Raw genomic sequence first — 25,730 nt, forward strand, 5'->3', positions numbered from 1 at the left:
TCATATTCAGGATAGAGCGACATGCACCATTTTCACTACAGGAACGAAACCCTCCACTGCGAGGAGGTCGCCGTGCCGGCAATCGCGGCGGCGGTGGGCACTCCTTTCTATCTGTACAGTTCCGCCACCCTGCGTCAGCACTTCACCGCCTTTGACAGCGCCTTTGCCGATATCCCCCATCTCACCTGCTTTGCGGCCAAGTCCTGCTCCAACCTCGCCATCCTGCGGCTCTTTGCCGGCCTGGGCGGTGGCGCGGACATCGTCTCGGGCGGCGAGCTGTTCCGGGCGCTTACGGCCGGGGTGGACCCGAAGAAGATCGTCTATTCAGGAGTGGGCAAGAGCGAAGCCGAGATCCGGGCGGCGCTGCATGCCGGCATCCTCATGCTCAACGTGGAGTCCGAGCAGGAGCTTGCCAGGATCCAGGAGGTGGCCGCCGCCATGGGCATCAAGGCGCCGGTCTCCTTCCGGGTCAATCCGGATGTCGATCCCAAGACTCATGCCTACATCTCCACCGGGCTCGCCAAGAACAAGTTCGGCATTGCCATTGACGACGCCCTGGGCGTTTATCTGGCGGCCAAAAAGATGGCCAACATCGAGGTGGTGGGAGTAAGCTGCCACATCGGCTCCCAGCTCACCCAGGTTTCTCCCTTTGTCGAGTCCCTGGCCAAGGTGAAGAGGTTCATCGGCCGCCTTGCCGAGGAGGGGATCTCCATCGCCTATCTCGATCTGGGCGGAGGGCTGGGCATCCGCTACAAGGAGGAGGAGCCGCCCCTGCCCTCGGAATACGGGCGCGCCATCAAGGAGGAACTGGCAGGCCTTTCCTGCACTCTGATCCTTGAGCCGGGCCGGGTTCTGGTCGGCAACGCCGGTGTTTTGGTCACCCGGGTGCTTTACACCAAGGAAGGCAAGAAAAAGTTCATCATCGTCGATGCCGGCATGAACGACCTGGCCCGGCCCAGCCTTTATGACGCCTACCACGCCATCCAGGCCGTGCAGCAGCCGGAGCGCGAGAAGATCGTGGCCGACGTGGTCGGGCCCATCTGTGAGACCGGCGATTTCCTGGCCCGGGAAAAGGAGGTGCCCAAGTCCCGGACCGGTGATCTGCTCGCGGTGATGAGCGCGGGAGCCTATGGCTTTTCCATGTCTTCCAACTACAATTCCCGGCCGCGGGTGGCGGAGATCCTGGTGCATGAAAGGGAGTTTCATGTGATCCGGGCCAGGGAAACCTATGAAACCTTGATTCAGGGCGAAAACATCCCTGATTTTTTGCGGAAATAAACGACCATGGCCAGGCAATTTCCCATCCCCTTCACCAAGATGAGCGGCACCGGCAATGACTTCATCCTCATTGACCACAGGACGCCGTTTTTAAACAGGGACGAGATGCCCGCCTTTGCAAGGGCGGTGTGTGAACGGCGCTTCTCGGTGGGGGCCGACGGCTTGATTTTTCTCGAAAAGAGCGCGACGGCCGATTTCCGCTGGCAGTTTTTGAACGGCGACGGCAGCTGGGCGGAGATGTGCGGCAACGGCGCCCGCTGCGCCGCCCGTTTTGCCTTTGCCAAGGGGATCGCTCCGGCCAGGATGTGCTTTGAAACGGTGGCCGGCCCCATCGAGGCCGAAGTGGTGGGCCAGTCGGTGAAGCTCAGGATGACGCCGCCGGCCAACCTGCGTCTCAACGAGCTGGTCGGCGTCAACGATCAGGAACTGGTGGTGCACAGCCTCAACACCGGGGTGCCCCATGCGGTGCTGTTCATGGAGGACATCGCCAGGGCGCCGGTCTTCGAGTGGGGCAAGATCGTGCGCTTTCACGAGCATTTTCAGCCCGCCGGCACCAATGTCAATTTTGTCGGCCGCAAGAAGGGCAACGGTCTGGTGGTGCGCACTTACGAGCGCGGGGTCGAAGGCGAGACCATGGCCTGCGGCACCGGCGCGGTGGCTTCCGCCATCATCGCCGGGGCCTTGGGCTACGTGCAGCCGCCGGTCCGGGTCACCACCTCCGGCGGCGAGCAGCTGGTCATCCATTTCGCCTTGAACGGCAAGGCGATTTCCGATGTGTATCTGGAAGGCCCGGCCAGCTTCATTTACGAAGGGCAGTTGCACAGCGAGGCGGTACGGAGCAGATCGTAAGGGCGCAGGCCCTTTTGAACATTTTTGGTGGGGGAAATACGCCACCGGCAAACATTTGCAAGAGACAATTGCCCAGGAGGAAGTTATGACAAAGTTTCGCGGAGCCTTTGTTGCCATCGTCACCCCGTTCATCGACGGGAAGCTCGATGAACAGGGCTTAATCGACCTGATCGAATTTCAGCTGGCCAACGGCACCCATGGCATCGTGCCCTGCGGCACCACCGGCGAATCCGCCACCTTGAGCCATGAGGAGCATCATCGGGTGGTGGAGCTGACCATCAAGACCGTGAAGGGACGGGTGCCGGTGCTGGCCGGAACCGGTTCAAACTCCACCGAGGAATCCATCGAACTGACCCGGCATGCCAAGGCTGCCGGCGCCGACGGCGCCCTGATGATCACCCCTTACTACAACAAGCCGACCCAGGAGGGGCTTTACCAGCACTTCAAGGCGGTGGCCGAGGCCGTGGATATCCCCATCATCCTCTACAACGTGCCGAGCCGCACCAGCGTGAACATGCTGCCCGAAACCGTGGCCCGTTGCGCCAAGATCAAGAACATCGTCGGCGTCAAGGAGGCCACCGCGGACCTCAATCAGATCAGCCAGGTGATCCGCCTCTGCCCCAAGGATTTCGCCGTGCTTTCCGGCGACGACTTCACCTCCATGGCCACCGTGGCCATCGGCGGCACCGGCGTGATCTCGGTCACATCCAACGTGGCGCCCAAGGAGATGGCGGGGATGATGGACGCGGCCCTGGCCGGTGATTACGGCAAGGCCCGCGAGCTCCACTACAAGCTTTTCCCGCTCATGGGCGCGATGTTCATCGAGACCAATCCCACCCCGGCCAAGACGGCTCTCGAACTGATGGGCAAGATCAGGTCCGGGGCGCCGAGGCTGCCTCTCTACAAGATGGGCGATGCCAACGTCGAGAAGCTCAGGAAGGTGCTGGCCGAGTGCGGGCTGCTGAAATAATTAAACGCCAAGGCGCAAAGTCGCGGGGAATATGGGCAGGGAGACATTTTCCTTTGCTCCCTGCGGCATCGCGTTAAATTTTTTTGTCTTCTTTGAGGAGAGAGTGTCATGACCAAGGTCATTGTTGCCGGCGCGGCCGGGCGAATGGGACGCCGGATCGGATATATGGTCCATCAGCATGGGGGCTTGAGTCTGGCCGCCGGGTTCGAGCGGGCGGACAGCGCCGAGGTCGGCAAGGATATCGGCGAACTGGCCGGGGTCGGCGCCCTGGGGGTCGCGGTCGCGGGCAGCTTCGAGGCGGTGGCGGCCAACGGGGATGTGGTCATCGATTTCACCTTCCATGAGGCGACCATGCAGCTTGCCCGCAAGGCGGCCAAGGAGAAAAAGGCCATGGTTATCGGCACCACCGGCCTGAGCGCGGAGAATCTCGCCGAGCTCAGGGAGCTGAGCAGGAACTTTCCCTGCGTGCAGTCACCCAACATGGCGGTGGGCGTGAACGTCCTCTTCAAGATAGCCAAGAAGGTCGCGGGGATCCTCGGCGACGGCTATGATATCGAGATCGTCGAGGCGCATCACCGCATGAAGAAGGACGCGCCCAGCGGCACCGCCCTCAAACTGGGGGAAATGGTGGCCGAAGGCGTGGGCCGGAATCTGGCCGAGGTGGGCGTCTATGCCCGGCACGGGATGATCGGCGAGAGAACCGACAGGGAGATCGGTATCCAGACCATCCGGGCCGGCGACATTGTCGGCGAACACACCGTCTATTACTGCGGGGCCGGCGAGCGGCTGGAGATCACCCACCGGGCGCACAGCCGGGACAACTTCGCGCGGGGCGCCGCCCTGGCCGCGGCCTGGGTTGTCAACCAGCCAAACGGTCTCTATACCATGTTCGACGTTCTGGGATTGCAGGATCTGTAAACAGGTGCCGCAGGCGCAGCAGGTTTTTATCGGTTTGGGCTCCAACCTCGGCGACGGCCGGCGGAACCTCCTCGCCGCCTGGCGGCGGCTTGGTGAGATCGCCGGCGTCGAGACGCTGCGGCTTTCCAGCCCTTACCGGACCGAACCGGTGCGCATGGTCACCACGCATTGGTTCACCAATGCCGTGGGCGAGCTCAGGACCGGTCTGGCCCCGGAGGCGCTGCTTGCCGCCATGCTGCGAATTGAGGCGGAGTTCGGCCGGGACCGGAGCAAAACCGCCGACCGGCCCCTTGATCTTGATCTGCTGTACTACGGGGATCTGGTGCTGCATGGCGGCTCCCTGACCCTGCCGCATCCGGAGCTGGCCAACCGGCTTTTTGTTCTGGCGCCCCTTGCCGAGTTGGCACCCGGGCATGTGCATCCCCTGCTGGGGCTGACAACGCGGCAGCTCCTGGAGACGCTTCGAAATTCCGAAGCGGTGGAGCGGCAGGAATGGCATGTCTGTGGGGAGACGTCGTGAATCCGTTGAGAATCCTGATCCTCGGTTTTCTGCTCTATGTGCTCTACCGGTTGCTGACCGGGGCGAAAAAAATCCGGCGTTCCGGCCCGGCGCCATCCCCGCCGGGGAAGGGGTGTGGGCAGGAGCCGGCCTGCCATGATGTCCTGGTGCAGGACCCGGTTTGCCGTATCTATGTTCCCAAAGGGCAGGCTGTTATGTTACAAAGCGATGACAAGACCGTTTATTTCTGCAGTGATAAATGCCGGGAAGTTTTTCTTGGGCAAAAAGGAGAGCATCGATGAAGTTTTTTATTGATACCGCCAATATTGATGAGATCAAAAAAGCCGTGGATATGGGCATGGTGGACGGGGTCACCACCAACCCTTCACTGATCGCCAGGGAAAAAAAGCCCTTTGAGCAGATCATCAAGGAGATCTGCGAGGTGGTGGACGGCCCCATCAGCGCCGAGGTGATCAGTCTCGACGCCGAGGGCATGGTGCGGGAGGGTCGGGAGCTTGCCGCGATCCATCCCAACATCGTCATCAAGATTCCCATGACCACCGAGGGGCTGAAGGCGGTTAAAAAGCTTGCCGAGGAAAAGATCAGAACCAACGTCACCCTGGTCTTTTCCGCCAGCCAGGCCCTGATGATCGCCAAGGCCGGCGCCAGTTACGTCAGCCCCTTTGTCGGCCGCCTGGATGATATTTCCCAGAACGGCATGGATCTGATCAGCGACATCATGAACATCTACGACAATTACGGCTATGCCACCGAGGTGATCGTCGCCAGCATCCGCAACCCGATCCATGTCGTTGATTCCGCCCTGCTCGGCGCCCATATCGCCACGATTCCCTTCAAGGTTATTGAGCAGCTTGCCAAACATCCCCTGACCGACATCGGCATGGAAAAATTTTTGGCTGACTGGGAAAAAAGGGCGAAAGCATAGTATAATTGCTCATGCGCTTGCGACGCATTGACGATAGGGTGTGGCAGGAAGGCTGAAACCTGTTCTGGGCGGGCCGGTTGCCGCCCCAGGGCTGCAAGGAAACATCATCGCCGACAAAGGGGGACACAATGATGCGGATGGCTACCCTGTGCGCAGTGCTGTTTTGGGCAATGTTGTCGTTCCCGGGGAGCGTCCTGGCCGCCATCTATACCTTTGTGGATGAAAACGGCACCGTGCACTTCACCAATGTGCCCAATGATCCCCGTTATAAGCCGGGGATTGCCGGTTCTTCCCGGGGAAGGCGGTTCGCCGGCGGAAACCCCGCCGTCTACGAGGAATATATCCGCAAGGCGGCCAGGATCTACGCGGTTGATCCCCTGCTGATCAAGGCGGTGATCAAGGCGGAATCGAATTTTGACTGTCGAGCCGTCTCCCGCAAGGGGGCCAAGGGACTCATGCAGCTCATGCCTGAAACCGCGGCGGATCTCAATGTCTGCGACCCGTTTGACCCGCAGGCGAACATCCTCGGCGGCACCAGTTATCTGCGGCAGTTGCTGGAGCGGTTTGACGGCGATCTCAGGCTGACCCTGGCCGCCTATAACGCCGGCCCGACCAGGGTGGAAACGACCATGCAGATCCCGCGGATTCCGGAGACCCAGCAATATGTGGCCAAGGTCCTCAAGCATTATCGAAAAATGGCTGAAGCTTCTCCCCCGGATAAACGCTGGGTAAAGGTTTCCTATTGAGCATCATGAGCAAGCATGCAATCCTCACCATCCCCAACCTGCTGACCGGCTATCGATTCGTCGTGGCGCCGGCGCTGCTTTTCTTTCTCTATCCGGCCGCGGCCACCGAGGTGAGCCTTTTCGCCTTTTTTCTCTTTCTCTCCGCGGCCCTCACCGATCTGGCCGATGGGTATTACGCCCGCAAACACAAGATTGAAACCGTTCTCGGCAAACTGATGGACCCGGTGGCCGACAAGGTGCTGGTGACGGTGGCCCTGGTCATGCTGATCCCCATGGGCCGGGTGCCCGCCTGGCTGGCTTTTGTCATTCTGGCCCGGGAGCTGGTGATCACCGGCCTGCGCGGCGTGGCAGCCTCCAGCGGCATCGTGGTGGCGGCCAGCGGCATGGGCAAGCTGAAAAGCGTTTTGCAGTATATTGCCCTCTGTGTGCTTATTTTTCCCATGGGCGTGCTGCCCATCCCTTTCCTGCACGAGCTTGGTCTTGTGGTCCTTTATGTCTCCGCGGTGATGACGGTGTGGTCCGGGGCGGATTATTTCTACCGTTTTCAGAAGATTTTTCTGGGGGGAACCCAGCGCTGAAGAGGGCCGCAAGCCTCGGTCTTTAGGCTTGACAGCGCAGGGCAAGCTCTCTATATTGAGCAGCCGATGCCGCCGTGGCGGCGAAGAAATGTTTTACAGCCGGAGTGGTGAAACTGGTAGACGCACGGGACTCAAAATCCCGCGGGGGCAACCCCATGTCGGTTCGATTCCGACCTCCGGCACCAGCAGATAATCCGATGAAGCCCATCGGAGTCCAGAAAGCCCTGAGAAATCAGGGCTTTTCTTTTTTCCGGTGTCCATGCGCGACCCATGCGGGCAAGGTGTCGATCCGATCATAAGGAAAAGGAAACCGGTATCGGTTGGCGAAACGATGGTGACCGAGTTCCTGGCGCCGTCGGGCCTGACCCGGGGCTGAAAGTTCTCGGAAACGCCGCTGGTTTCTGACCGAACCTGCAAAAAAAGAAACGATATTCGGGATGCGCTGCATTCGCCAGAACGCAAAGCTGGAAGAGAATCGCGTTCGGCCGCGCCAGCTACATGGCCGTTGCGGGCAATGCGCCTTGCCTGTGCACGACAGGGCCAGGGGGCAGCTCTCCGGGGGGAAATTACGGGCCTTTCCCTATTTTCTCTTTTGTAATGACGTGCTAATGAGGTTAACTGTGGCGATATGATTCTTGAGCATCAGCACGGCAATGGCAAGCGAGGGCGGGGAAATGGGCGAGGAACAGGTGCAGCGGGTTTTTGTAAGGCCAGACAAGAGGGCCAGGGTACGGTGCTATGAATGCGGGCTGGTCAAGGAGGTGACCCTGGCGAATATCGCGGACCTGAAGCCGGTGATGCAGGTGAAGTGTGTCTGTTCCGCGGTTTTCCCGGTCAAGTTCGAGTCGCGTAAATTCTATCGCAAGGGAACAAGTCTGGAAGGCACTTACCGGAAGCGGTTTGATGGCGATGAAGGCGGGTACCTCGGCTCGGGCAAGAAAAAGACCAATTGCCGGATCGAGAATGTTTCCATGCTGGGCGCCGGCTTCACTGTCTTCGGTCGCCACCTGCTGCAGCCGGAAGATCAGGTCTGTCTCGGCTTCACCCTGGATGATCCCAGGAAGACCAGGATCGAAAAGAACTGTGTCGTGCGGGTGGTGGATGGGAATTACATTGGCGTTGAGTTTGATGAACCAGCCAATGTCGATAAGGCTTTTGGTTTTTATCTGATGCCATGACCACAACCCCGCTTCCTCCTTTAGGCGCCGCCCTGGTTTTTCCCTGAACAGGAAAGGTATTGGCATGGATTCCGCTTCTCCCGACTCGACAGGGCCGCGCACCTGCGACCTGTTGATCCGCAATGCCAGGCTGCTGGCGAATCCCGGCGAATCTGACCGGCAGGATTGCGCCTATCTCGCCGTGCGGGCGGGGTGCATAGCGGAGGTCGGGGCCATGGAGGACCTGCCTCCCACCCTGGTCGCCGACCGGCTCATCGATGCCGGCGGCGATATCCTCATACCCGGGCTCGTCAACTGCCATTGCCACGCGGCCATGACCCTTTTCCGCGGGCTGGCCGATGATCTTCCCCTGCTTACCTGGCTGCGGGAGCATATCTTCCCGGCGGAGGCCGCCCGGGTGGATGCGGAAATGGTCTACTGGTGCAGCAAGCTGGCGGCGGCCGAGATGCTGCTCAGCGGAACCACCACCGTGGCGGACGGATATTTCCATGAGGATGCGGCGGCGCAGGCCTTTTGCGCTGCCGGGATTCGGGCGGTTGCCGCCCAGGGGGTCATTGATTTTCCGGCCCCGGGTGTGCCGGACCCGCACCGGAATATCGAGGCAGCCGCCGATTTTCTCGCGAGCTGGCAGGGGAAAAATCCATTGCTGACCCCGGCGCTATTCTGCCATTCCCCTTATACCTGCGCGCCGGCCACCCTCCAGGCGGCCAAGGAGGAAAGCCGCCGGGCCGGGGCGCTCTTCTGCGTTCATGTCGCGGAAACGCGCTGGGAATTGGAGCAATGCCGGCAGCAACACGGGCTGTCGCCTGTCCGTTTTCTGGATGAACTGGGAATCCTGGACGCCCGGACCCTCTGCGTGCACGCGGTTTGGCTCGCCGAGGAGGATATCGGGATTCTGCGTAAAACAGGGGCCGGGGTCGTGACCTGTCCCGAGAGCAACATGAAGCTGGCCTCGGGCGTGGCCCGGTTGCCGGCCATGCTGGAGGCCGGGGTTGCCGTTGGCCTGGGCACGGACGGTTGCGCGAGCAACAACGATTTGGATCTCTTTCGGGAGATGGGAAGCTGCGCCAGGCTGCACAAGGTGACAGGCCTTGACGCCACCCTGTTGCCAGCGGCACGGGTGTTCGCCATGGCGACCAGCGGCGGGGCAGGGGTGCTCGGGCTTGGCGGGCAGGTCGGTCGCTTTGTCCCCGGCATGCGGGCCGACTGTCTCCTCGTTGACGCCCGGAGGCCCCATCTGGCGCCGCTGTATGCCAAGGATACCCTGGTTTACGCAGGGCTGGGCAGCGATGTGCGGACGGTCATCGTTGACGGCAGGGTAGTGGTGCGGGACGGCCAGCTTGTTTCCTTTGATCTTGCCGAAACGCTGCGGGAGGTGCGTCGCCTGGCGGCAAGGATCAGAGCAGGTATTTGATGAGCAGGTAGCCTCCCGCCAGCAAGAGCAGGAAGAGCGTGGTGAGCAGGTTGAAGTAGCGCTCGATGAAGGTGCGCACCGAGGCGCCATAACGGTAGATGAAGGCGGCCACCAGGAAAAATCGTCCGGCCCGGGAAAGAAGGGAAACCGCGAGAAAGGTGGCGAAGTCGAGGTGAAACGCGCCGGCGGTCAGGGTGAAAAGCTTGTATGGCAGCGGCGTGAACCCGGCCGCGCCCACGGCCAGGACGTCGTACTGGCGATAGAGGGCCTGCACTGTCTGGTATTTTTCCTGCAGGCCGTAGAGGGTCAGGATCGGCTGGCCCAGGGAATCCATGAAGCCCAGTCCCAGGCCGTAGCCGATGGCGCCGCCCAACACCGAGCCGGCGGTGCAGATTGCGGCATAGCGGAAGGCTTTGCCCGGGGTGGCAATGGCAAGGGCCATGAGAAAGACGTCGGGCGGGATCGGGAAAAAAGAGGATTCGGCCACCGCCAGCCAGAACATGGCCCAAACGCCGCCCGGGGTCTGGATCCAGGCCATGCATCTGTCGTAAATTGTCCGGATGAGGTTGGGCCGCGCCACGGTCGTATCGGATTCTTTCATGCCGCTTTCCAGGCGTGGGTGCCCACAAGTTTCACGAAGCGGACGCTTTCCATGGCGTTGCTGGTCACTTCGCCGCCGTTCTTTTTCACCACCATCAGGGTTTGCCCCTCCTGGTCGCCGACGGGCAGGACCAGGATGCCGGGATCGGCAAGCTGATCGACCAGTGGTTGGGGGATTCGGGGTCCCGCCGCGGTGACGATGATTGCGTCGAAGGGAGCATTTTCCGGCCAGCCTTCGGTGCCGTCGTCGATCTTGCTGATGATGTTGAAGAGATGCAACTGGTCGAAGGTCCGCCGGGTTTTGGCGAGCAGTGGCTTGATCCGTTCGACGGTATAGACGCGCTCGCAGAGCGAGGCGAGAATGGCGGACTGGTAGCCGCAGCCGGTGCCGATTTCCAGCACCTTTTCGTGCCCTTTCAGTTCCAGCAGTTGGGTCATCAGCGCCACGACATAGGGCTGGGAGATGGTCTGTCCGTGCCCTATGGGCAGAGGGAAGTCGCCGTAAGCCTGGGCGTGCAGGGCATCTTCTATAAAGAGATGCCGCGGCACGGTGGACAGGGCCTGGAGCACCGCAGGATTGTCAATCCCCCTGGGGATGAGCTGTTCCTGGACCATTCTGGTCCTGACCTTTTCGTATTTGTTAATCCGCACTGGGCTCACTGATCTTTATCCCGCTCTCTTTCAGCTCTTCTTCGTCAAAGGCCCGATAAACACAGGTGTGGACACGGTCTCCGGCAAAGGTGATGGTGACCACGTCGTAATTTTCCGTGCCGAGTCTTGTTCCGATGAAGGGGGTCTTGCGCAGGGTGCTCTTTTTTACCTCCTGATAGATCCAGACTTCGCCAAGGTCGGATTGCTGTTTCTGGTCCGGCGGGCCAAGGGCGGCGACCACCTCCTGGGCGGTCAGATTGGGGGTTATGAGACAGATGTCCGAGGAGAGGTGGCGAACGGGATCATGGTAAAAACAGCCTGAAAGCAAGACGCCTGCAAGGCAAAGGAACAGCGTGTAGCGGAGGGTGAGGGGGGAATGCATTTTTTCTCTCCAGCAAAATAGAATGTGGCGACAAAGACAAGTTGCGGTAAGGTAGCGCGAACCGGCGCAATTTGCAAGCAACAGCGAGCAAGGTTTCCGCCGGGCCTTGACGGTGAGCAGCGATTTTTTATTGAAAAACAAAGAGAAAATCTTGACCGCCTGTCAAGATATATAATAAAGTTGTAGTGTTATCCATGGTTTTTTGGCGAAGATGCGTTTATGGAAGGCTGGCGAAATATCTTCGCAGGAGCCACTGCCCCAAGGGAGATCCCCATGCGTTGTCCGAAATGCGGCTATATATCGTTTGACCGGCAAGAGGCCTGTGTCAAGTGCAACGCCGATGTGACGGCCGTTGCCGAACAGCTGCGAGGCACGGTTGCCGACGCGGAGGCCCCGTATTTTCTCGGGTCTGTCCTGGGTGGTCAGGCCGTTGCCTTCCACGGGCAGCCGGAGATCTCTTCCGGCGAGGAGGAGACTGCTTTCGATCTGGGCGAACTGGATGCCGATGCCTTGCCGGAACACGCTGATTTTGAGGGAGGGGAGAGCGATCTCGATCTTGCCGGCGCCCCCCTCGATGATGAGGAGATTGCCGGGCCGGTTCTGCAGCCTCTCGGGCTTGAGGATATAGACGTATCCGATCTGGTGCCGCCGCAGGACGACGAGGCGCCCGAGCTGTCCCTGGACGTGGAGGAGGAGGCGGTTGTCGTCCCTCCCGAGCCGGAGCCTCTTCCGGAAGAAGAGGAGCAGGGGCTTGCCATGGACATTGAGCTGCCCTCCCTGGATGATGAGGATTTGTTGTCCTCCCGTGAGGAGGCGGAGGTTCTCGGCGAATATGGCGAAAAGGCCGAGGCGGCCCAGGCTGCTGATGAAGACGAAATCGTTGACCTCTCCTCCTTGATGGATCTCGGCGGGGATAGCGAGCCGCCGGCCGAGGAGGAGGCTGTTGCCGCCGACAAGGGGGGGGATTTCGACCTCTCCCTGGATGATGATGGCCTTGCCGACGGCCCGGAGGAGGGGTCCGGCCTTGAGCTTAGCCTGGAAGAGGATGAGGATCGCGCCGTCTCCCGGCCGGCGCCGGAAAAGAACAGGGCACCTGGCAGCGATATTCCCGATCTGGGGCTTACCCTGGAAAACGACAGCGACTGAGTTCTCGGACGGGGCGTGATGGAAGATCTTCCTGATTCCCGGGTTGCGCCCGACGATTTTCCGCCGCCGCGGAATTATGCCGGCTTCCGGTCGAGAAGTCTGGCCCTGGTCATAGATTTTTTTATCATCAACCTTGCCTGTGGCTGTTGCTTCCTGCTGGCGGCCGTTCTCTTCCTGGGCCTGGGCAAGGGGCACTGGCTTTCCCTCCTGCCGCAGCTCGTCTTGGCCTCCTTTTTTGCCGTCTTGAGTTATCCTTTTCTGCTCTGCGCGTATTTTTGGCTCATGCATGCCTGGCAAGGCCAGACCGTCGGCAAGATGTTCATGGGGATCCGGGTGGTCTGCGCGGATGGTCGGGATCTGCGACCGGGGGGCGCCCTGCTGCGCTGTATAGGCTATGCTCTTTCGGTTGTCTCGGGCGGCCTGAGTATTTTCTGGTGTCTTGTGGACCAGGAGAAGTGCTGCTGGCATGACCGTCTGGCCTGCACCCGCGTAATTGAAAAATGACGCGGGTTTTTCGCGTTGCCGCAGCGCGATTCCGGAACCGGTCTTGCATCAAATCTCTTGACAAGCAGGAAAGATTTCAATATATGATAGCTACTTTTCGCCGGGATAGCTCAGTCGGTAGAGCATCGGACTGAAAATCCGAGTGTCCCTGGTTCAAATCCTGGTCCCGGCACCAGTAAATCAAATGGGTTGCAGCTTTCGGGCTGTAACCCATTTTTTTGTTTAAGAATTAATGTTTTCCCCATGGGATCCGAATGGAAATGTTTTTTCTTTCCGGTTCGGCGCATCCTGCCGGCGCGGAAAGTTTGCCTTCCGCTGCCGGAAAAACAAAGGGCGAACGGGCGGGGGTGAAAATTTTATCTGCCTGCCTTTGCGGTGAAATTTTTCCCTTGACAGTGATGGGTGTTAGGGGTAAAAGTGCCGGTTCTGAAAAAAACTGTCCTGCGGCCTTTGGAAAGGGGCCGTTTTTTAATTGCGGCGAAGGGGTCGGCATGGCGCCTTGGCCGCGGAAGAGCGCAATGCTCAAATGCATGAATGGAGTGGATGAGGAATTGCAATGAGAGACATCACTAAGGTCCGCAATATTGGAATCAGCGCCCATATCGATTCGGGGAAGACGACCCTGACCGAGCGCATTCTCTTTTATACGCAGCGTATTCACGCGATCCATGAGGTCCGCGGCAAGGATGGCGTCGGCGCCAAGATGGACTCCATGGAGCTGGAGAAGGAGCGCGGCATCACCATCTGCTCCGCGGCCACCTATTGCGACTGGAAGGGCCATTCCATCAACATCATCGACACTCCGGGTCACGTCGACTTCACCATCGAGGTTGAGCGCGCCCTGCGCGTCCTGGACGGCGCGGTGCTGATCCTCTGTTCGGTGGGCGGCGTGCAGTCGCAGTCCATCACGGTCAACCGGCAGATGACCCGCTACCGGGTTCCCCGGGTGGCGTTTATCAATAAATGTGACCGCACCGGCGCCAATCCCGACAAGGTCATCAAGCAATTGCGCGAAAAGCTGGGCCTGAACGCCGTGCCCATCCAGGTGCCCATGGGCCTTGAGGGCGACATGCAGGGCCTCATCGATCTGGTCCGGATGAAGGCCGTTTATTTTGACGGGGAAAACGGCGAAAAGATCCGCGAGGAGGAAATCCCCGCCAACTATAAAGAAGAATGCGACATCAAGCGGGAGGAGATGCTGGACGCGGTTTCCATGTTCTCGGACGAGCTGATGGAGGCGGTGCTTGAAGGCACCCCCACCGAAGAGATGATCATGGCTGCCATCCGCAAGGGCACCCTGGCTCTGGAATTCACCCCGGTGATGATGGGCACCGCCTATAAGAACAAGGGGGTGCAGCTGCTTCTCGATGCGGTCAATGCTTATCTGCCCTGCCCCACCGAGGTTGATAACTTTGCCCTGGACCTGGACAACAACGAGGCCGAGGTCAAGGTGACCAACCTGCCGCAGGATCCGCTGCTGGCCCTGGCCTTCAAGCTTGAGGACGGCCGGTATGGCCAGCTTACCTATGTGCGCACCTACCAGGGCACCCTGAAAAAAGGCGATACCATCGTCAATGTCCGGACCGGCAAGAAGGCCAAGGTCGGCCGTCTGGTGCGCATGCATTCCGACGAGATGGAGGAGATCGAGGAGTCAGGCTCCGGCGATATCGTGGCCCTGTTCGGTATCGACTGTGCCTCCGGCGACACCTTCACCCGCGGGGATTACAATTTTTCCATGAGCTCCATGCATGTGCCGGAGCCGGTTATCTCCCTCTCCATCACTCCGGTGGACAACAAGGCCCAGGACAACATGTCCAAGGCCCTGAACCGGTTCACCAAGGAAGATCCCACCTTCAAGACCTATGTCGACTCCGAGACCATGGAGACCATCATTTCCGGCATGGGCGAGCTGCATCTCGACGTGTACGTCGAACGGATGAAGCGCGAGTATAAAGCCGAAGTGACGGTGGGCGCCCCGCAGGTGGCCTACCGCGAGACCATCACCCAGCGGGCCGAGTTCAACTATACCCACAAGAAGCAGACCGGCGGCTCCGGCCAGTTCGGTCGGGTTGCCGGTTTCATCGAGCCCCTGGAAGAGGGCGAATATGAATTTGTGGACCAGATCGTCGGCGGCTCCATTCCCCGCGAGTATATCCCCTCCTGCGACAAGGGGTTCCAGAAGTGCCTGGACAAAGGCTCCCTGATCGGCGCCCATGTCACCGGGGTGCGCTGCACAATCAACGACGGCGCCTCCCATGCCGTTGACTCTTCGGATATCGCTTTCCAGCTGGCCGCCATGGGCGGCTTCAAGGAGGCTTATGGCAAGGCCAAGCCGGTTATCATGGAGCCGATCATGAAGGTCGCGGTTGAGGGGCCCTCCGAGTTCCAGGGTTCGATCATGGGCAGCCTGAACCAGCGGCGGGGCATGATTGTCGGCACCAACGAGGAAGACGCCTACACGGTCATCGAAGCCGAGGTTCCGCTGTCCGAGATGTTCGGCTACTCCACCGATCTTCGCTCCTTGACCCAGGGCAAGGCAGAGTTTACCATGGAATTTGCCACCTACCGGCAGGTGCCCAAGAGCGTTTCCGAGGAATTGATCGCCAAGGCGCAGAAAAAAGACAAAAAATGATGGGCTCGTGAAAACGAAATGAAGCCACAGGTCAATGCGTAACCCCGTAGAGTTGCACAGAGATAACCGTCGCCGGTCGCTTTCGCGTCCTGCTGGTAGCGTGGCTTCCGCGACGCCAACAAAAAATAGGATACCACCATGTTGAAAAAAGACCTGATCGAGAAGAACCCCATCCGTCAACTCAAGGGTGAGAGTGGCGGGAAAGAAGCCAGCCGGATGGGCCTGGTCATGGCGCGGGCCGGTCTGGGCAAGACCGCCATTCTGGTGCAGATCGGCCTGGACAGCCTGCTGAACGACAAGCAGGTAGTGCATGTCAGCATCGGTCAGAGCCTGGACAAGACCAAGCTCTGGTACGACGACATGTTCAAGGATATCGCCGAGGCCTGCAAGCTCGACAACGCCGCGGAGATCCATGACGAGATCATGCGCAACCGGATGATCATCACCTTCAACGAGTCCAAGTTCAGCCGGGCAAAACTGGAAGAGCGCCTGGGCGATCTGGTTCAGCAGAATGTGATCAAGCCGAATTGCATGGTGGTCGACGGTTTTGATTTCGCGAAAACCGATCGCGCCGTGCTTGAGGGCATGCGGGAACTGGCCAAGGCCATGGGTCTGCAGGTATGGTTTTCCGCCCTGTGTCACCGCGAGGACGAGCGGCAGAGCAAGGCGGGTGTGCCGGCGCCCTGTCATGAGGTTGACGACCTTTTTGATACGGTCGTCCTGCTGCAGCCGGCTCCGCAGAAAAACTGCATCGATCTCAATATCGTCAAGGATACCGCCGGGGCCGGCAAGGACAACACGGTGTTGAAGCTTGACCCGATCACCTTCATGATCAAGGCGGATTGCGTGTAAGATTTTCGGCAATGTTTGGGTAATGAGGCGGGTGGCGCAAGCTGTCCGCCTTTTTTATTGACCTTTTTCCCGCGAAAACGATACCCTTGCCACAGGGCAGGGTGTGCAAGAGCGAGGCCTACGGCCAGGAGAAATCAGCGAGCGATGAAGTTCAGACCATGTATTGATCTCCACGGCGGGCGCGTCAAGCAGATTGTCGGCTCCACCCTCTCGGACGAGCGGGCCGATTCCCTGGCCACCAACTTCGCCTCGGACAAGCCCGCCGCCTACTATGCGGAGCTGTACCGGGGGGACAACCTTACCGGCGGCCATGTCATCATGCTGGGCCCGGGTAACGAGGAAGCCGCGGCCCAGGCCCTGCGGGCATTCCCGGGCGGCCTTCAGGTGGGGGGGGGAATTACCGCGGCAAACGCGGGGTATTGGCTTGAGCAGGGAGCCGGCGCGGTGATCGTCACCTCGGCGGTTTTCAAGGACGGCCGGGTCCACGAGGACAAATTGCAGGAACTCGTCCAGGCGGTCGGCCGGGAGCGGTTGGTCCTTGATCTGAGCTGCCGCCGGAAGGGGGCTGACTATTTCATCGTCACCGACCGCTGGCAGAAGTTCACCGAAGTGACGATTTCCCGGGAGTCGCTTGCGTATTTCAGCAAGTACTGTTTCGAGTTTCTCATCCATGCTGTCGACGTGGAGGGAAAATGCGCCGGGATCGAGGAGGAGCTGACCGAGATGCTCGGCCGCCATGCGCCGCTCCCCACCACCTATGCCGGCGGGGTCAAGAACCTGGCCGATCTCTACAGGGTGAAGGAGCTGGGCGCCGATCGCCTGGACGCCACCATCGGCAGCGCCCTGGATATCTTTGGCGGTTTGGGAATCACCTATGCCGAGGCGGTCGCCTTCAACCGGCGGGAAGGGCATTGATTTTTCCCGGAGGGCAGAGAAGATGGCGGAAGAAGTGAACGGCAGTGGGAATGTGGTGGCTGGTGATGACACCGCGCTTCTGAAGTTGCGGGTCCATCCCGATCTCTATCGGGCTTTTCAACGTTGCGTCTGGATTCTTGTCCATGAGACCGGGAAAACCCAGGTGGAGATCATGAATGAAATGGTGCGGGATTTTCTGGTGAAGCACGAGTGTTGAGCGGCCTTGCCTTGACCTCGCCTCCTGCCTCAGTTACTATGTTTTGATGAAGGCGTGGCCAGGCGCGTACTTCGTAACGGGGCGGTTTCGGCGGTTTTTCCTTCGTGGCTGTCGCTCTTCGCGTTTTTGGAGCGGACCTTTTGTTTCTTGAGGTTCCGGTGAGACCAGCATGTTTTGCAACATAAATAATAGGTCGCATTGATGCCCGGGGCCCCCCTGAACAGCGAACAGCGCGGCAAGCTGATCCAGAAATACATCGACAGGATGCCGAGCCTGTCCACCACGGTGACCAAGGTCCTGGAGATCTGCAATCGGCCGAACACCTCCGCCAACGATCTGAACAGGGTGATCTCCCTTGACCCGGTTCTCACCGGACAGGTGCTCAAACTCATCAACTCCGCCTATTACTCCCTGCCCAACCAGATCAGCTCGCTCACCCGGGCCATCATCATGCTCGGCCTCAATACCGTGAAGAATCTCGCTTTGAGCACCGCTGTTCTCGGCAGCATGGGGCGGGAAGAGTCCTTCCAGTCCCTTTCCATGGATGAGTTCTGGACCCATTCCATCTGCGTGGGAGTCATGGCCAAGGCCCTGGCGATCCGCAAGGGGATTCCCGCCATGCTCCAGGAGGAGTTCTTTGTCGGCGGCCTGCTTCATGATCTGGGCAAGATTCCGCTCAACAACTGTTTTGCCGGGGAGTACCGGCAATCCCTGGAGCTGGCCAGGCTCGAACAGGGTCCACTCACCAGGGCCGAGGAGATGATGCTCGGCTTTGACCATGGCGTGGTGGGAAGAATGATAGCCGAAAAGTGGCAGTTGAGCCCCACCCTGGTGGATCTTCTCTGTTATCATCATGCTCCGGAGAACGCCGCGGGCAAGACCAGGCTTCTGGTCAGCGTCATTGCCCTGGCCAATACCTATGCCAATCTTTTTGACGTGGGCTCTGCCGGGGACCGGTATCCGGACATGACAAGGATCGACGAGCTGCTCGGCCAGCTTGGCATGCGCTGGAACGATATCTCCGCCCTGCATGAAAAGGTCCAGGGCGAAATCGAGAAGGCCCAGGTTTTTCTTCAGGTTGCCCGGGAGGCGTTATGAGCATGAGGATAAAATTTTGGGGTGTGCGCGGTTCCATTCCCTGCCCTGGTCCCAACACCATGAAATATGGGGGAAACACGGCTTGTATCGAGCTGCGCTTTCCCGAGATCGACCGTCTGATCATCATCGATGCCGGCTCTGGAATCCGGGAGCTCGGCAACTTCATGATGGCCAATGATTTTGCCAAGGGACCCATCAGGACCGAAATTTTTCTCACCCACACCCATTGGGATCATATCATGGGGTTCCCCTTCTTCACCCCCATCTATGTGCCGGGCAGCCGGATCAAGGTGTACGGGCCGGTCAGCTATGAGGGCGATACCCTGGAGGGTATCGTCGGCGGGCAGCTTACCTATCGCTATTTCCCGGTGCGTCAGGCCGAATTGGCCGCAAAGCTCGAGTATATCGACCTGAAGGAGGGGCGGTTCGACCTGGGGGACGGCATAGTTCTCACCACCAAGTATCTCAATCATCCCATCCTCTGCCTTGGCTACCGCTTCGAATATCAGAACAAATTTTTCTGTACCGCATACGACACCGAGCCCTTTCGGAATCTCTTCTGCACCGATCCCGATGACCCTTCCTATGACGAGGCCATGGCCACGGAGGGCGAGCTGGTGGCCCAGGAGCAGAATGCGGTGCTTGAGGAGTTTTTTCGCGGGGCGGATCTTCTCGTCCACGACACCCAGTACACCCGGGAGGAGTATGAAAGGAAGTTCCTGGGTTGGGGCCATTCCTCCTTTGAACATGCGGTGGCGGCGGCCAATCGGGTGGGGGTCAAGTCCTTGGCGCTTTTTCACCATGAGCCGGTGCGCACCGATGCCCAGGTCGAGGAGCTGTGCAAAAAATATTGCGCCCCGGCCGGTGGCGGCGCCACCGAGGTTTTTTTCGCCAGGGAGGGAATGGAGATGGAGATCTGATCTCCGGGGATGGGCTTTGCCGGGCGGACCATGGTTGGCCGAGCTCGACAAAAGCCTTGCCTGCCGACCTTGCCCGGCAGGTGAAAAAAAACCTCCAGTTCCGGGGAGATCGTGTCGATGGGGATGGTGAGAGGCTGTTGGGAGGCAGCCCGGGGCGGAAACCCGCAAGGCAGGGTGAGAAGATGGTTATTTCCGACGAGATCAAGTTCCCGACCAGACCCATCAGGCGAGACCCCTACCGGACCGAGAGAAAGATCGATCCGGTTGACGGAACCCAGCCGGTCGCCCGGATCGGCGCCTTCAAGCGCGAATGGGAGCAGGGGCGCGAGGAGCGCAGGCAGGGAGGGGAAGAGACATTTCTGGCCACCGATGAGCTGTCGGTGCGCCGTCTCATCGAGAGGGTGAACACCCATCTGGAGCGCCGGCACATCCTCATCCACCTGGTCCTGATCAGGGATGAGAGCGGGTATGCCATTGATGTCTATGACTGCACCGGAAATGAACAATGCACCATCGTCGGTGACGTGATCATCGATCTTGCCGATCTCCCTGTTCTGCTCAGGAACCTGGAGCAGGAAACCGGTATTTTGCTCGATACCGTCTCATAATTCGCCTTATTCCCAATCTATTTTTCTTGTTGAAATATGCACTGAAACGTGCTACCAATGCCTTTCGTATTCTGAATGGTCATTCAGAATATAGGTGTTTTTCCCTATGCGGACAAGGGCTTATAAAAGGAGAACAATGCTTCTTGAAGAACTGCTCATAGACCGAAAAGGCGAGATTCTGGACAGCTGGGTCGATCAGGTTCTGGCCACCTATCCCGCTGATGCAGCGCACATCTTCAAGAAGGGTAAGGACCAGTTTGCCAATCCCATAGGCTTTTCGGTGAAGAGCAGCCTCTGGGAGGTCTATGTCCTGCTGTTCGAGAAGAATGAGCCGGAAAAGATCGTGGCGGCACTTGAGCAATTGGTGCAGATTCGGGCGGTGCAGACATTTAATCCCTCGGAGGCGGTTTCCATGGCATACATCTTGAAGAAGGTGGTGAAGGATTTCTGCCGCAAGGACAAGGTCGCCGATCTCGCCGGCTGGCAGGCGTTCGAGGAGCGGGTCGATGTCCTGGCCTATACCATGTTCGACATGTACGTTGCCTGCCGGGAACGCCTCTACCAGACGCGGATCGCCGAAATAAAAAGTGGAAGCAACATCATTACGGATGGCGGCTGCCCTTCGAAAGTGATGGATAGAGATACCGCTAAGAAGGCGGAACTTAAAACTATTTAATTTTTAAGTAACCATGATGCGAGGTAACAGTAAATGAGAATCCTGAATCCATTCATCGCAGTGTTGGCACTTGTCCTGGTTGCCTTGGTGGCGGCCCAGGTGCCAGGGGGGCAGGGGTTGATAGGGGTGGTCTTGCCCTATCTCGCCTTTGCCATCTTTCTGGGAGGATTTGCCTATCGGGTAACGCAATGGGCAAAGTCTCCGGTTCCGTTTCGGATTCCGACCACCTGTGGTCAGGCCAACTCCCTGCCGTGGATCAAGCAGAACAAGATCGACTGCCCGTCCACCAGGCTCGGCGTCATCGCCAGAATGGTTCTGGAAGTGTTTCTTTTCCGCTCCCTTTTCAGGAACACCAAGGCGGAAATCCATGACGGACCGAAGCTGGTCTACGGCTCCAGCAAGCTCCTCTGGCTCTTCGCCCTGCTCTTCCATTACTGCTTCCTGGTCATTGTCCTCCGTCATATGCGCCTTTTCCTGGATCCGGTTCCCGGTTTTGTCGCCGCCCTGGAGTTCGGCGACGGCTTCATGCAGGTGGGTGCCCCGGTTCTTTACCAGACCGACATCATCTTCGTGCTGGCCATCGGTTTCCTCTTCCTGCGCAGAGTGGTTCTGAACAACATCCGTTACATCTCCCTGCCGGCCGACTACTTCCCGCTCTTCCTCATCCTGGGTATCGCCATCACCGGCATCCTGATGCGTTACGTGCTGCGGGTCGATGTCGTCGCCATCAAGCAGCTGACCTACGGGCTGGCCACCTTTTCCCCGGCCATCGTCGGGGAGATCGGCGCGATCTTCTTCATCCATGTCATGCTGGTCTGCGCGCTGATGATCTACTTCCCCTTCAGCAAGCTGATGCACATGGCCGGCGTCTTCATGAGCCCGACCAGGAATATGATCAACAACAGCCGGATGGTTCGGCACATCAACCCGTGGAATGATCCCAACATCAAGCCGCATTCTTACGCTGCCTACGAGGACGAGTTCAGGGAGTTCATGAAGGAAGGCGGATTACCAGTTGAGAAGGAATAAGAACGATGGCAATCATAAAAGCAGACAAACTCGGTGTAAGCGTTGCGAAGGCTCCGTCCATGATGACCGGGGCTGTTCCGAAACAGGACTGGTGGGATGTTCCGGCTGTGTTCAAGTCCGGCAATTACTGCTATCCTGCCAAGAAGGAGATTCACGAATACCACCAGAAGGGCCTGCCCCAGGTCTTCGGCGGCAACCCCCGCGAGTGGGATCCGGAAAGCGATGACTGGCTCCTGCCCGAAGGCTGGGAGGCGATCATCCTCAACGGTCTCAAGGAGCGTCTGGACAAGTTCCGCTCCCTGAAGATCTTCATGGATTGCTGCGTGCGCTGCGGCGCCTGCGCGGACAAGTGCCATTTCTTCCTGGGCACCGGCGACCCAAAGAACATGCCTGTTCTCCGCGCCGAGCTGATGCGCTCCGTCTACCGGAACGACTTCACCCTGGGCGGCAAGCTTCTGAAGAAGATGGCCGGGAACCGGCCCATGACCTTCGGGGTGCTGAAAGAGTGGTTCATGTACTACTATCAGTGCACCGAGTGTCGTCGCTGCTCGGTCTTCTGCCCCTACGGCATCGACACCGCCGAGGTGACCATGATCGGCCGCGAGCTGCTCCACCTGATCGGCGTCAACACCAACTGGATCCTGGAGCCGGCTGCGAACTCGAACCGCACCGGCAACCACATGGGATTGCAGCCCCACACCTTTAAGGAGAACATCGAATATCTCTGCGACGACATCGAGGAGATCACCGGCATCAGGGTCAACCCCACCTTCAACCGGAAGGGCGCCGAGGTGCTTTTCATCACCCCGTCCGCGGACGTTTTCGCCGAGCCCGGCATCTACACCGCCATGGGCTATCTGCTCCTCTTCGAGCATATCGGCCTGGACTACACCTGGTCCACCTATGCTTCCGAGGGCGGCAACTTCGGCCTCTTCTCCGCCAACGAGATGATGAAGAAGCTGAACGCCAAGATGTACGCCGAAGCCAAGCGGTTGGGCGTCAAGTGGATCCTGGGCGGCGAGTGCGGCCATATGTGGCGCGTGCTGCATCAGTACATGGAGACCATGAACGGCCCCGCCGACTTCCTGGAGGTTCCCACCTCCCCGATCACCGGCACCCGGTTCGACAACGCCGCATCCACCAAGATGATCCACATCAGCGAATTCACCGCCGATCTGATCAAGCACGGCAAGCTGAAGATCGACAAGAAGCGTAACGATCATCGGAGGGTCACCTGGCATGACTCCTGTAACACCGCCCGGGCCATGGGCCTTCTCGACGAGCCGCGCTACGTGTTGAACAACGTGGCCAACAACTTCTTCGAGATGCCGGAGAACACCATCCGCGAATCAACCTTCTGCTGCGGCAGCGGCACCGGCCTGAACACGGATGAGATCATGGAACTGCGTATGCGTTCAGGCCTGCCAAGGGCCAACGCGGTCAAATATGTGCGCGACAGGCATCAGGTCGATACCCTGGCCTGCGTGTGCGCCATCGACCGTGCTACCTTGACGAGTCTGATGAACTACTGGAATCCCGACGTTACGGTCTGCGGGTTGTCCGAGCTGGTGGGCAACGCCCTGATCATGGATGGTGAAAAAGAGCGTGAAACGGGTCTCCGTTTCGAGCCGCTTGCAGGAATGGAAGGGTGATAACCATGTACGGTAAAGGAAGAATCATACCTGCGTTGATTATTTTCATAGGCATCATGACATCCCCGATGTGGTTGCAGCTCGGGAATGCCAGCAAGGCGCCTAAACCTGAAAAGCCAAAGGAATTCACGGAGTGTGTCGCCCCGACCCAGTATATGCGGGAAACACACATGCTGCTCCTGAACCAGTGGCGCGATGACATTTTGCGGGAAGACGCCGACGTGGAGCGTACGGATCCGAAGCGCCTCGGCCATACGGCCAACGGCACCGAGTATGTGAGGAGCTTGCAAAATGGCTGTATGAACTGTCACACCAGCAAGAAGAAATTCTGTGATGAGTGCCACGCATACACATCCGTGAAACCTTACTGTTGGGATTGTCATATCCAGCCGAAGGAGGCGATGTAAGATGGATAGCAAAAGAAGAAACTTTTTGAAGGTTGCCGGCCTTACTGCCATTGCCGGCATTGGTGCCCCTTCGGCCTTTAACATGCTCCTGAGGGGCGAGGCTCTTGCCTCCTCGGGCGGCGGTCATGGCGAGGCTGCGGCAGCCGGTGAGCATGGCGCTTCCGCAGTAACCGGCAAGCGCTGGGGCATGGTCATCGACGTGAAGAAGTTCGCCGAGAATCCGGGCCTTTCGCAAACCTGCATCTCGGCCTGCCACAGCGTCCACAATGTGCCGGATTTCGGCAACAAGAAGGATGAGATCAAGTGGATCTGGGTCGAGAAGTATGAGAATGCCTTCCCTGAGCACAGCCAGGACAAACGGCCTGACTTCCTGCATGAGATGCCGATCATGGTTCTCTGCAACCACTGCGAAAAGCCGCCTTGCGTAAGGGCCTGCCCGACCAAGGCAACCTATAAGAAGAAGGACGGCATCGTGGCCATGGATTACCACCGCTGCATCGGCTGCCGGTTCTGCATGGCCGCCTGCCCCTACGGCGCGCGGAGTTTCAACTGGCGCGATCCGCGCGGGAAGGATGAAGACGGCAATCCGTTCATCAAGACGGAGAATCCCAAGTTCCCCACCCGGATGCGCGGTGTGGTCGAAAAGTGCAACTTCTGTGTCGAGCGTTTGGCCATCGGGCAGATTCCCGCCTGTGTCGAGGCGGCTGCCGAGAGCAAGGCCCTGGTGTTCGGGGATCTCAACGACCCTGCCTCCGAGGTCAGCCAGGCACTGAAGAGCAACTTCACCATCCAGCGGAAGCCCTCCGCGGGAACCCATCCATCCCTCTTCTATATTATTTGAGGTGAACGATCATGATCGAAAAAGCATTAAAAGGAAGCACAGGGTACTGGGTATGGATGCTCTTCCTGCTCTCCATAATGGGTGCAGGCGGGATGTTTTACGCCCAGCAGTTTAACTACGGTTTGGGCATCACCGGCATGAGCCGGGATGTGACCTGGGGCGTGTACATTTCCCAGTTCACCTTTCTGGTCGGTGTCGCCGCCGGTGGTTTGATGCTGGTCTTGCCCTATTACCTTCACAACTACAAGGCCTTCGGCCGCATTGTCATCCTTGGCGAATTCATGGCCATCGCCGCCATCGCCATGTGTCTGATGTTCATCATCGCCGACCTGGGCCAGCCCATGCGCGCCCTGAACGTGATGCTGCATCCGACCCCCAACTCCATGCTCTTCTGGGACATGATCGTGCTGAACGGGTATCTGGTCCTGAACATCCTCTGCGGTTGGGTCGTGCTCCAATCCGAGTACAAAGGGATTAAATATCCCAAGTGGATCAAACCCTTTATCTATCTTTCCATTCCCTGGGCCATCAGCATCCACACCGTCACCGCGTTTCTGTACTGCGGTCTGCCCGGCCGTCATTTCTGGCTCACCGCCATTCTGGCCCCGCGCTTCCTGGCCTCCGCCTTTGCGGCGGGACCCGCTTTGCTCATGATCATCGCCATGATCCTGAAGCGCACCACCAAGTTTGACATCGGCCGCGAGGCGCAGGACAAGCTGGTTACCATCATCGGCTATGCCGCCATGATCAACTTCTTCTTCCTGGGCTGCGAGTTCTTTGTCGCCTACTACAGCCAGATGCCCGGCCACATGCACACCCTGGATTATCTTTTCTGGGGCCTTGGTCATGGTGATCAGGTATACAACAATCTGGTCCCCTTCATGCGCGCCTCGGTGGTGATGGGCCTGGCGGGCATCGCTCTGATTTTCGTTTCCCGGGCCAAGCAGTCCGACGGTCTGCTGGTGCTTTCCTGCCTCCTGATCTTTGTCGCCTTCTGGATCGACAAGGGCCTCGGTCTGGTGCTGGGCGGCTTTGTGCCGAACATGTTGGATCAGGTCACCGAGTACTACCCGAGCGTACAGGAGATCGGCATCACCGCGGCCATCTGGGCAACCGGCTTCTTTATTCTGAGCATCCTCTATAAGGTTGCGATCAGCGTTAAGCTGGAGAAGGAAGCGTAAGCCCTTTTCCTTTTTCTGCTCAAGGTTTGCAAGCAAGCCTCCT

At 59.0% G+C, this 25,730-nt stretch carries 30 protein-coding genes and 2 tRNA genes; 29 read left to right on the top strand and 3 right to left on the bottom strand.

Annotated features, from left to right (window positions below; translation table 11 throughout):
* The first annotated feature begins 21 nt into the window (after positions 1–21).
* The 12 genes from lysA (at position 22) to ACUUL3_RS16050 (ending at position 9,376) form a co-directional block, all read left to right on the top strand.
* Positions 22–1,278: a diaminopimelate decarboxylase gene (gene lysA, locus ACUUL3_RS15995; protein WP_448553050.1), complete on the top strand. Its 1,257-nt coding sequence runs from the start codon at positions 22–24 to the stop codon at positions 1,276–1,278.
* Between the two features lie 6 nt (positions 1,279–1,284).
* Complete coding sequence (gene dapF, locus ACUUL3_RS16000) at positions 1,285–2,127, top strand: diaminopimelate epimerase (RefSeq protein ID WP_448553052.1); 843 nt, start codon at positions 1,285–1,287, stop codon at positions 2,125–2,127.
* 85 nt (positions 2,128–2,212) lie between these two features.
* Complete coding sequence (dapA, locus tag ACUUL3_RS16005; RefSeq protein ID WP_448553056.1) at positions 2,213–3,097, top strand: 4-hydroxy-tetrahydrodipicolinate synthase; 885 nt, start codon at positions 2,213–2,215, stop codon at positions 3,095–3,097.
* A gap of 108 nt (positions 3,098–3,205) precedes the next feature.
* The gene (gene dapB, locus ACUUL3_RS16010) at positions 3,206–4,015 is read left to right on the top strand and encodes a 4-hydroxy-tetrahydrodipicolinate reductase (RefSeq protein ID WP_448553058.1); all 810 of its coding nucleotides are present in this window, start codon (positions 3,206–3,208) and stop codon (positions 4,013–4,015) included.
* Positions 4,016–4,019: 4 nt separating this feature from the next.
* A complete protein-coding gene (gene folK / locus ACUUL3_RS16015; RefSeq protein WP_448553060.1) occupies positions 4,020–4,535 on the top strand; it encodes a 2-amino-4-hydroxy-6-hydroxymethyldihydropteridine diphosphokinase in 516 nt (171 codons plus the stop codon).
* On the top strand, positions 4,532–4,816 hold the full coding sequence (locus ACUUL3_RS16020) for a TRASH domain protein (RefSeq protein WP_448553062.1): 285 nt from the start codon (positions 4,532–4,534) through the stop codon (positions 4,814–4,816). The genes folK and ACUUL3_RS16020 overlap by 4 nt, the downstream gene beginning before the upstream one ends.
* The gene (gene fsa, locus ACUUL3_RS16025; protein ID WP_448553063.1) at positions 4,813–5,460 is read left to right on the top strand and encodes a fructose-6-phosphate aldolase; all 648 of its coding nucleotides are present in this window, start codon (positions 4,813–4,815) and stop codon (positions 5,458–5,460) included. The genes ACUUL3_RS16020 and fsa overlap by 4 nt, the downstream gene beginning before the upstream one ends.
* A gap of 128 nt (positions 5,461–5,588) precedes the next feature.
* Complete coding sequence (locus ACUUL3_RS16030; RefSeq protein WP_448553065.1) at positions 5,589–6,206, top strand: transglycosylase SLT domain-containing protein; 618 nt, start codon at positions 5,589–5,591, stop codon at positions 6,204–6,206.
* A gap of 5 nt (positions 6,207–6,211) precedes the next feature.
* Positions 6,212–6,784 carry a CDP-diacylglycerol--glycerol-3-phosphate 3-phosphatidyltransferase gene (gene pgsA, locus ACUUL3_RS16035; protein WP_448553067.1) on the top strand — a complete coding sequence of 191 codons (573 nt, stop codon included), beginning with the start codon at positions 6,212–6,214 and terminating at the stop codon, positions 6,782–6,784.
* A 98-nt stretch (positions 6,785–6,882) separates the two neighbouring features.
* Positions 6,883–6,969: transfer RNA gene (locus ACUUL3_RS16040), tRNA-Leu, on the top strand.
* Between the two features lie 450 nt (positions 6,970–7,419).
* The gene (locus ACUUL3_RS16045) at positions 7,420–7,962 is read left to right on the top strand and encodes a hypothetical protein (protein WP_448553069.1); all 543 of its coding nucleotides are present in this window, start codon (positions 7,420–7,422) and stop codon (positions 7,960–7,962) included.
* A gap of 64 nt (positions 7,963–8,026) precedes the next feature.
* Positions 8,027–9,376: an amidohydrolase gene (locus ACUUL3_RS16050; protein WP_448553071.1), complete on the top strand. Its 1,350-nt coding sequence runs from the start codon at positions 8,027–8,029 to the stop codon at positions 9,374–9,376.
* Here ACUUL3_RS16050 and ACUUL3_RS16055 read toward each other — a convergent pair.
* Genes ACUUL3_RS16055 through ACUUL3_RS16065 form a run of 3 tightly spaced genes read right to left on the bottom strand, consistent with a single transcriptional unit; the run spans position 9,360 to position 11,009 of the window.
* Positions 9,360–9,977: a YqaA family protein gene (locus tag ACUUL3_RS16055; protein WP_448553072.1), complete on the bottom strand. Its 618-nt coding sequence runs from the start codon at positions 9,975–9,977 to the stop codon at positions 9,360–9,362. The genes ACUUL3_RS16050 and ACUUL3_RS16055 overlap by 17 nt on opposite strands.
* On the bottom strand, positions 9,974–10,591 hold the full coding sequence (locus ACUUL3_RS16060) for a protein-L-isoaspartate(D-aspartate) O-methyltransferase (protein WP_448556505.1): 618 nt from the start codon (positions 10,589–10,591) through the stop codon (positions 9,974–9,976). Before ACUUL3_RS16060 ends, ACUUL3_RS16055 begins: the two co-directional genes overlap by 4 nt.
* A 25-nt stretch (positions 10,592–10,616) precedes the next feature.
* The gene (locus ACUUL3_RS16065; protein ID WP_448553074.1) at positions 10,617–11,009 is read right to left on the bottom strand and encodes a hypothetical protein; all 393 of its coding nucleotides are present in this window, start codon (positions 11,007–11,009) and stop codon (positions 10,617–10,619) included.
* A gap of 273 nt (positions 11,010–11,282) precedes the next feature.
* Here ACUUL3_RS16065 and ACUUL3_RS16070 point away from each other — a divergent pair, with 273 nt between their 5' ends.
* The 17 genes from ACUUL3_RS16070 (at position 11,283) to dsrP (ending at position 25,687) form a co-directional block, all read left to right on the top strand.
* Positions 11,283–12,155: a hypothetical protein gene (locus ACUUL3_RS16070; protein ID WP_448553076.1), complete on the top strand. Its 873-nt coding sequence runs from the start codon at positions 11,283–11,285 to the stop codon at positions 12,153–12,155.
* An 18-nt stretch (positions 12,156–12,173) separates the two neighbouring features.
* Complete coding sequence (locus ACUUL3_RS16075; protein ID WP_448553078.1) at positions 12,174–12,659, top strand: RDD family protein; 486 nt, start codon at positions 12,174–12,176, stop codon at positions 12,657–12,659.
* Between the two features lie 99 nt (positions 12,660–12,758).
* Positions 12,759–12,834: transfer RNA gene (locus tag ACUUL3_RS16080), tRNA-Phe, on the top strand.
* A gap of 79 nt (positions 12,835–12,913) precedes the next feature.
* Positions 12,914–13,219: a hypothetical protein gene (locus tag ACUUL3_RS16085; protein WP_448553080.1), complete on the top strand. Its 306-nt coding sequence runs from the start codon at positions 12,914–12,916 to the stop codon at positions 13,217–13,219.
* Complete coding sequence (gene fusA / locus ACUUL3_RS16090; RefSeq protein WP_448553082.1) at positions 13,216–15,291, top strand: elongation factor G; 2,076 nt, start codon at positions 13,216–13,218, stop codon at positions 15,289–15,291. Before ACUUL3_RS16085 ends, fusA begins: the two co-directional genes overlap by 4 nt.
* A 138-nt stretch (positions 15,292–15,429) precedes the next feature.
* On the top strand, positions 15,430–16,143 hold the full coding sequence (locus ACUUL3_RS16095; RefSeq protein WP_448553083.1) for a hypothetical protein: 714 nt from the start codon (positions 15,430–15,432) through the stop codon (positions 16,141–16,143).
* 144 nt (positions 16,144–16,287) lie between these two features.
* Positions 16,288–17,058 (top strand): phosphoribosylformimino-5-aminoimidazole carboxamide ribotide isomerase, encoded by a 771-nt coding sequence (hisA, locus tag ACUUL3_RS16100; protein WP_448553085.1) that lies wholly within the window; start codon positions 16,288–16,290, stop codon positions 17,056–17,058.
* Positions 17,059–17,080: 22 nt separating this feature from the next.
* The gene (locus ACUUL3_RS16105) at positions 17,081–17,275 is read left to right on the top strand and encodes a hypothetical protein (protein ID WP_448553087.1); all 195 of its coding nucleotides are present in this window, start codon (positions 17,081–17,083) and stop codon (positions 17,273–17,275) included.
* Between the two features lie 201 nt (positions 17,276–17,476).
* Positions 17,477–18,373, top strand: coding sequence for an HDOD domain-containing protein (locus tag ACUUL3_RS16110; RefSeq protein ID WP_448553089.1), 897 nt, complete (start codon positions 17,477–17,479; stop codon positions 18,371–18,373).
* On the top strand, positions 18,370–19,293 hold the full coding sequence (locus tag ACUUL3_RS16115; RefSeq protein WP_448553091.1) for an MBL fold metallo-hydrolase: 924 nt from the start codon (positions 18,370–18,372) through the stop codon (positions 19,291–19,293). The genes ACUUL3_RS16110 and ACUUL3_RS16115 overlap by 4 nt, the downstream gene beginning before the upstream one ends.
* Before the next feature lie 182 nt (positions 19,294–19,475).
* On the top strand, positions 19,476–19,901 hold the full coding sequence (locus tag ACUUL3_RS16120) for a hypothetical protein (protein ID WP_448553093.1): 426 nt from the start codon (positions 19,476–19,478) through the stop codon (positions 19,899–19,901).
* Between the two features lie 136 nt (positions 19,902–20,037).
* Positions 20,038–20,577, top strand: coding sequence for an RsbRD N-terminal domain-containing protein (locus ACUUL3_RS16125; protein ID WP_448553095.1), 540 nt, complete (start codon positions 20,038–20,040; stop codon positions 20,575–20,577).
* A gap of 33 nt (positions 20,578–20,610) precedes the next feature.
* On the top strand, positions 20,611–21,606 hold the full coding sequence (dsrM, locus tag ACUUL3_RS16130) for a sulfate reduction electron transfer complex DsrMKJOP subunit DsrM (RefSeq protein ID WP_448553097.1): 996 nt from the start codon (positions 20,611–20,613) through the stop codon (positions 21,604–21,606).
* Between the two features lie 5 nt (positions 21,607–21,611).
* Positions 21,612–23,258, top strand: coding sequence for a sulfate reduction electron transfer complex DsrMKJOP subunit DsrK (gene dsrK, locus ACUUL3_RS16135; protein ID WP_448553099.1), 1,647 nt, complete (start codon positions 21,612–21,614; stop codon positions 23,256–23,258).
* A gap of 5 nt (positions 23,259–23,263) precedes the next feature.
* Entirely contained in the window at positions 23,264–23,665 is a 402-nt protein-coding gene (gene dsrJ / locus ACUUL3_RS16140; RefSeq protein ID WP_448553100.1) for a sulfate reduction electron transfer complex DsrMKJOP subunit DsrJ, read from the top strand.
* Between the two features lies 1 nt (position 23,666).
* Entirely contained in the window at positions 23,667–24,506 is an 840-nt protein-coding gene (dsrO, locus tag ACUUL3_RS16145) for a sulfate reduction electron transfer complex DsrMKJOP subunit DsrO (protein WP_448553102.1), read from the top strand.
* Between the two features lie 11 nt (positions 24,507–24,517).
* Positions 24,518–25,687, top strand: coding sequence for a sulfate reduction electron transfer complex DsrMKJOP subunit DsrP (dsrP, locus tag ACUUL3_RS16150; protein ID WP_448553104.1), 1,170 nt, complete (start codon positions 24,518–24,520; stop codon positions 25,685–25,687).
* Positions 25,688–25,730: the final 43 nt, after the last annotated feature.

It is taken from the genome of Thiovibrio sp. JS02 (genome assembly GCF_053485635.1).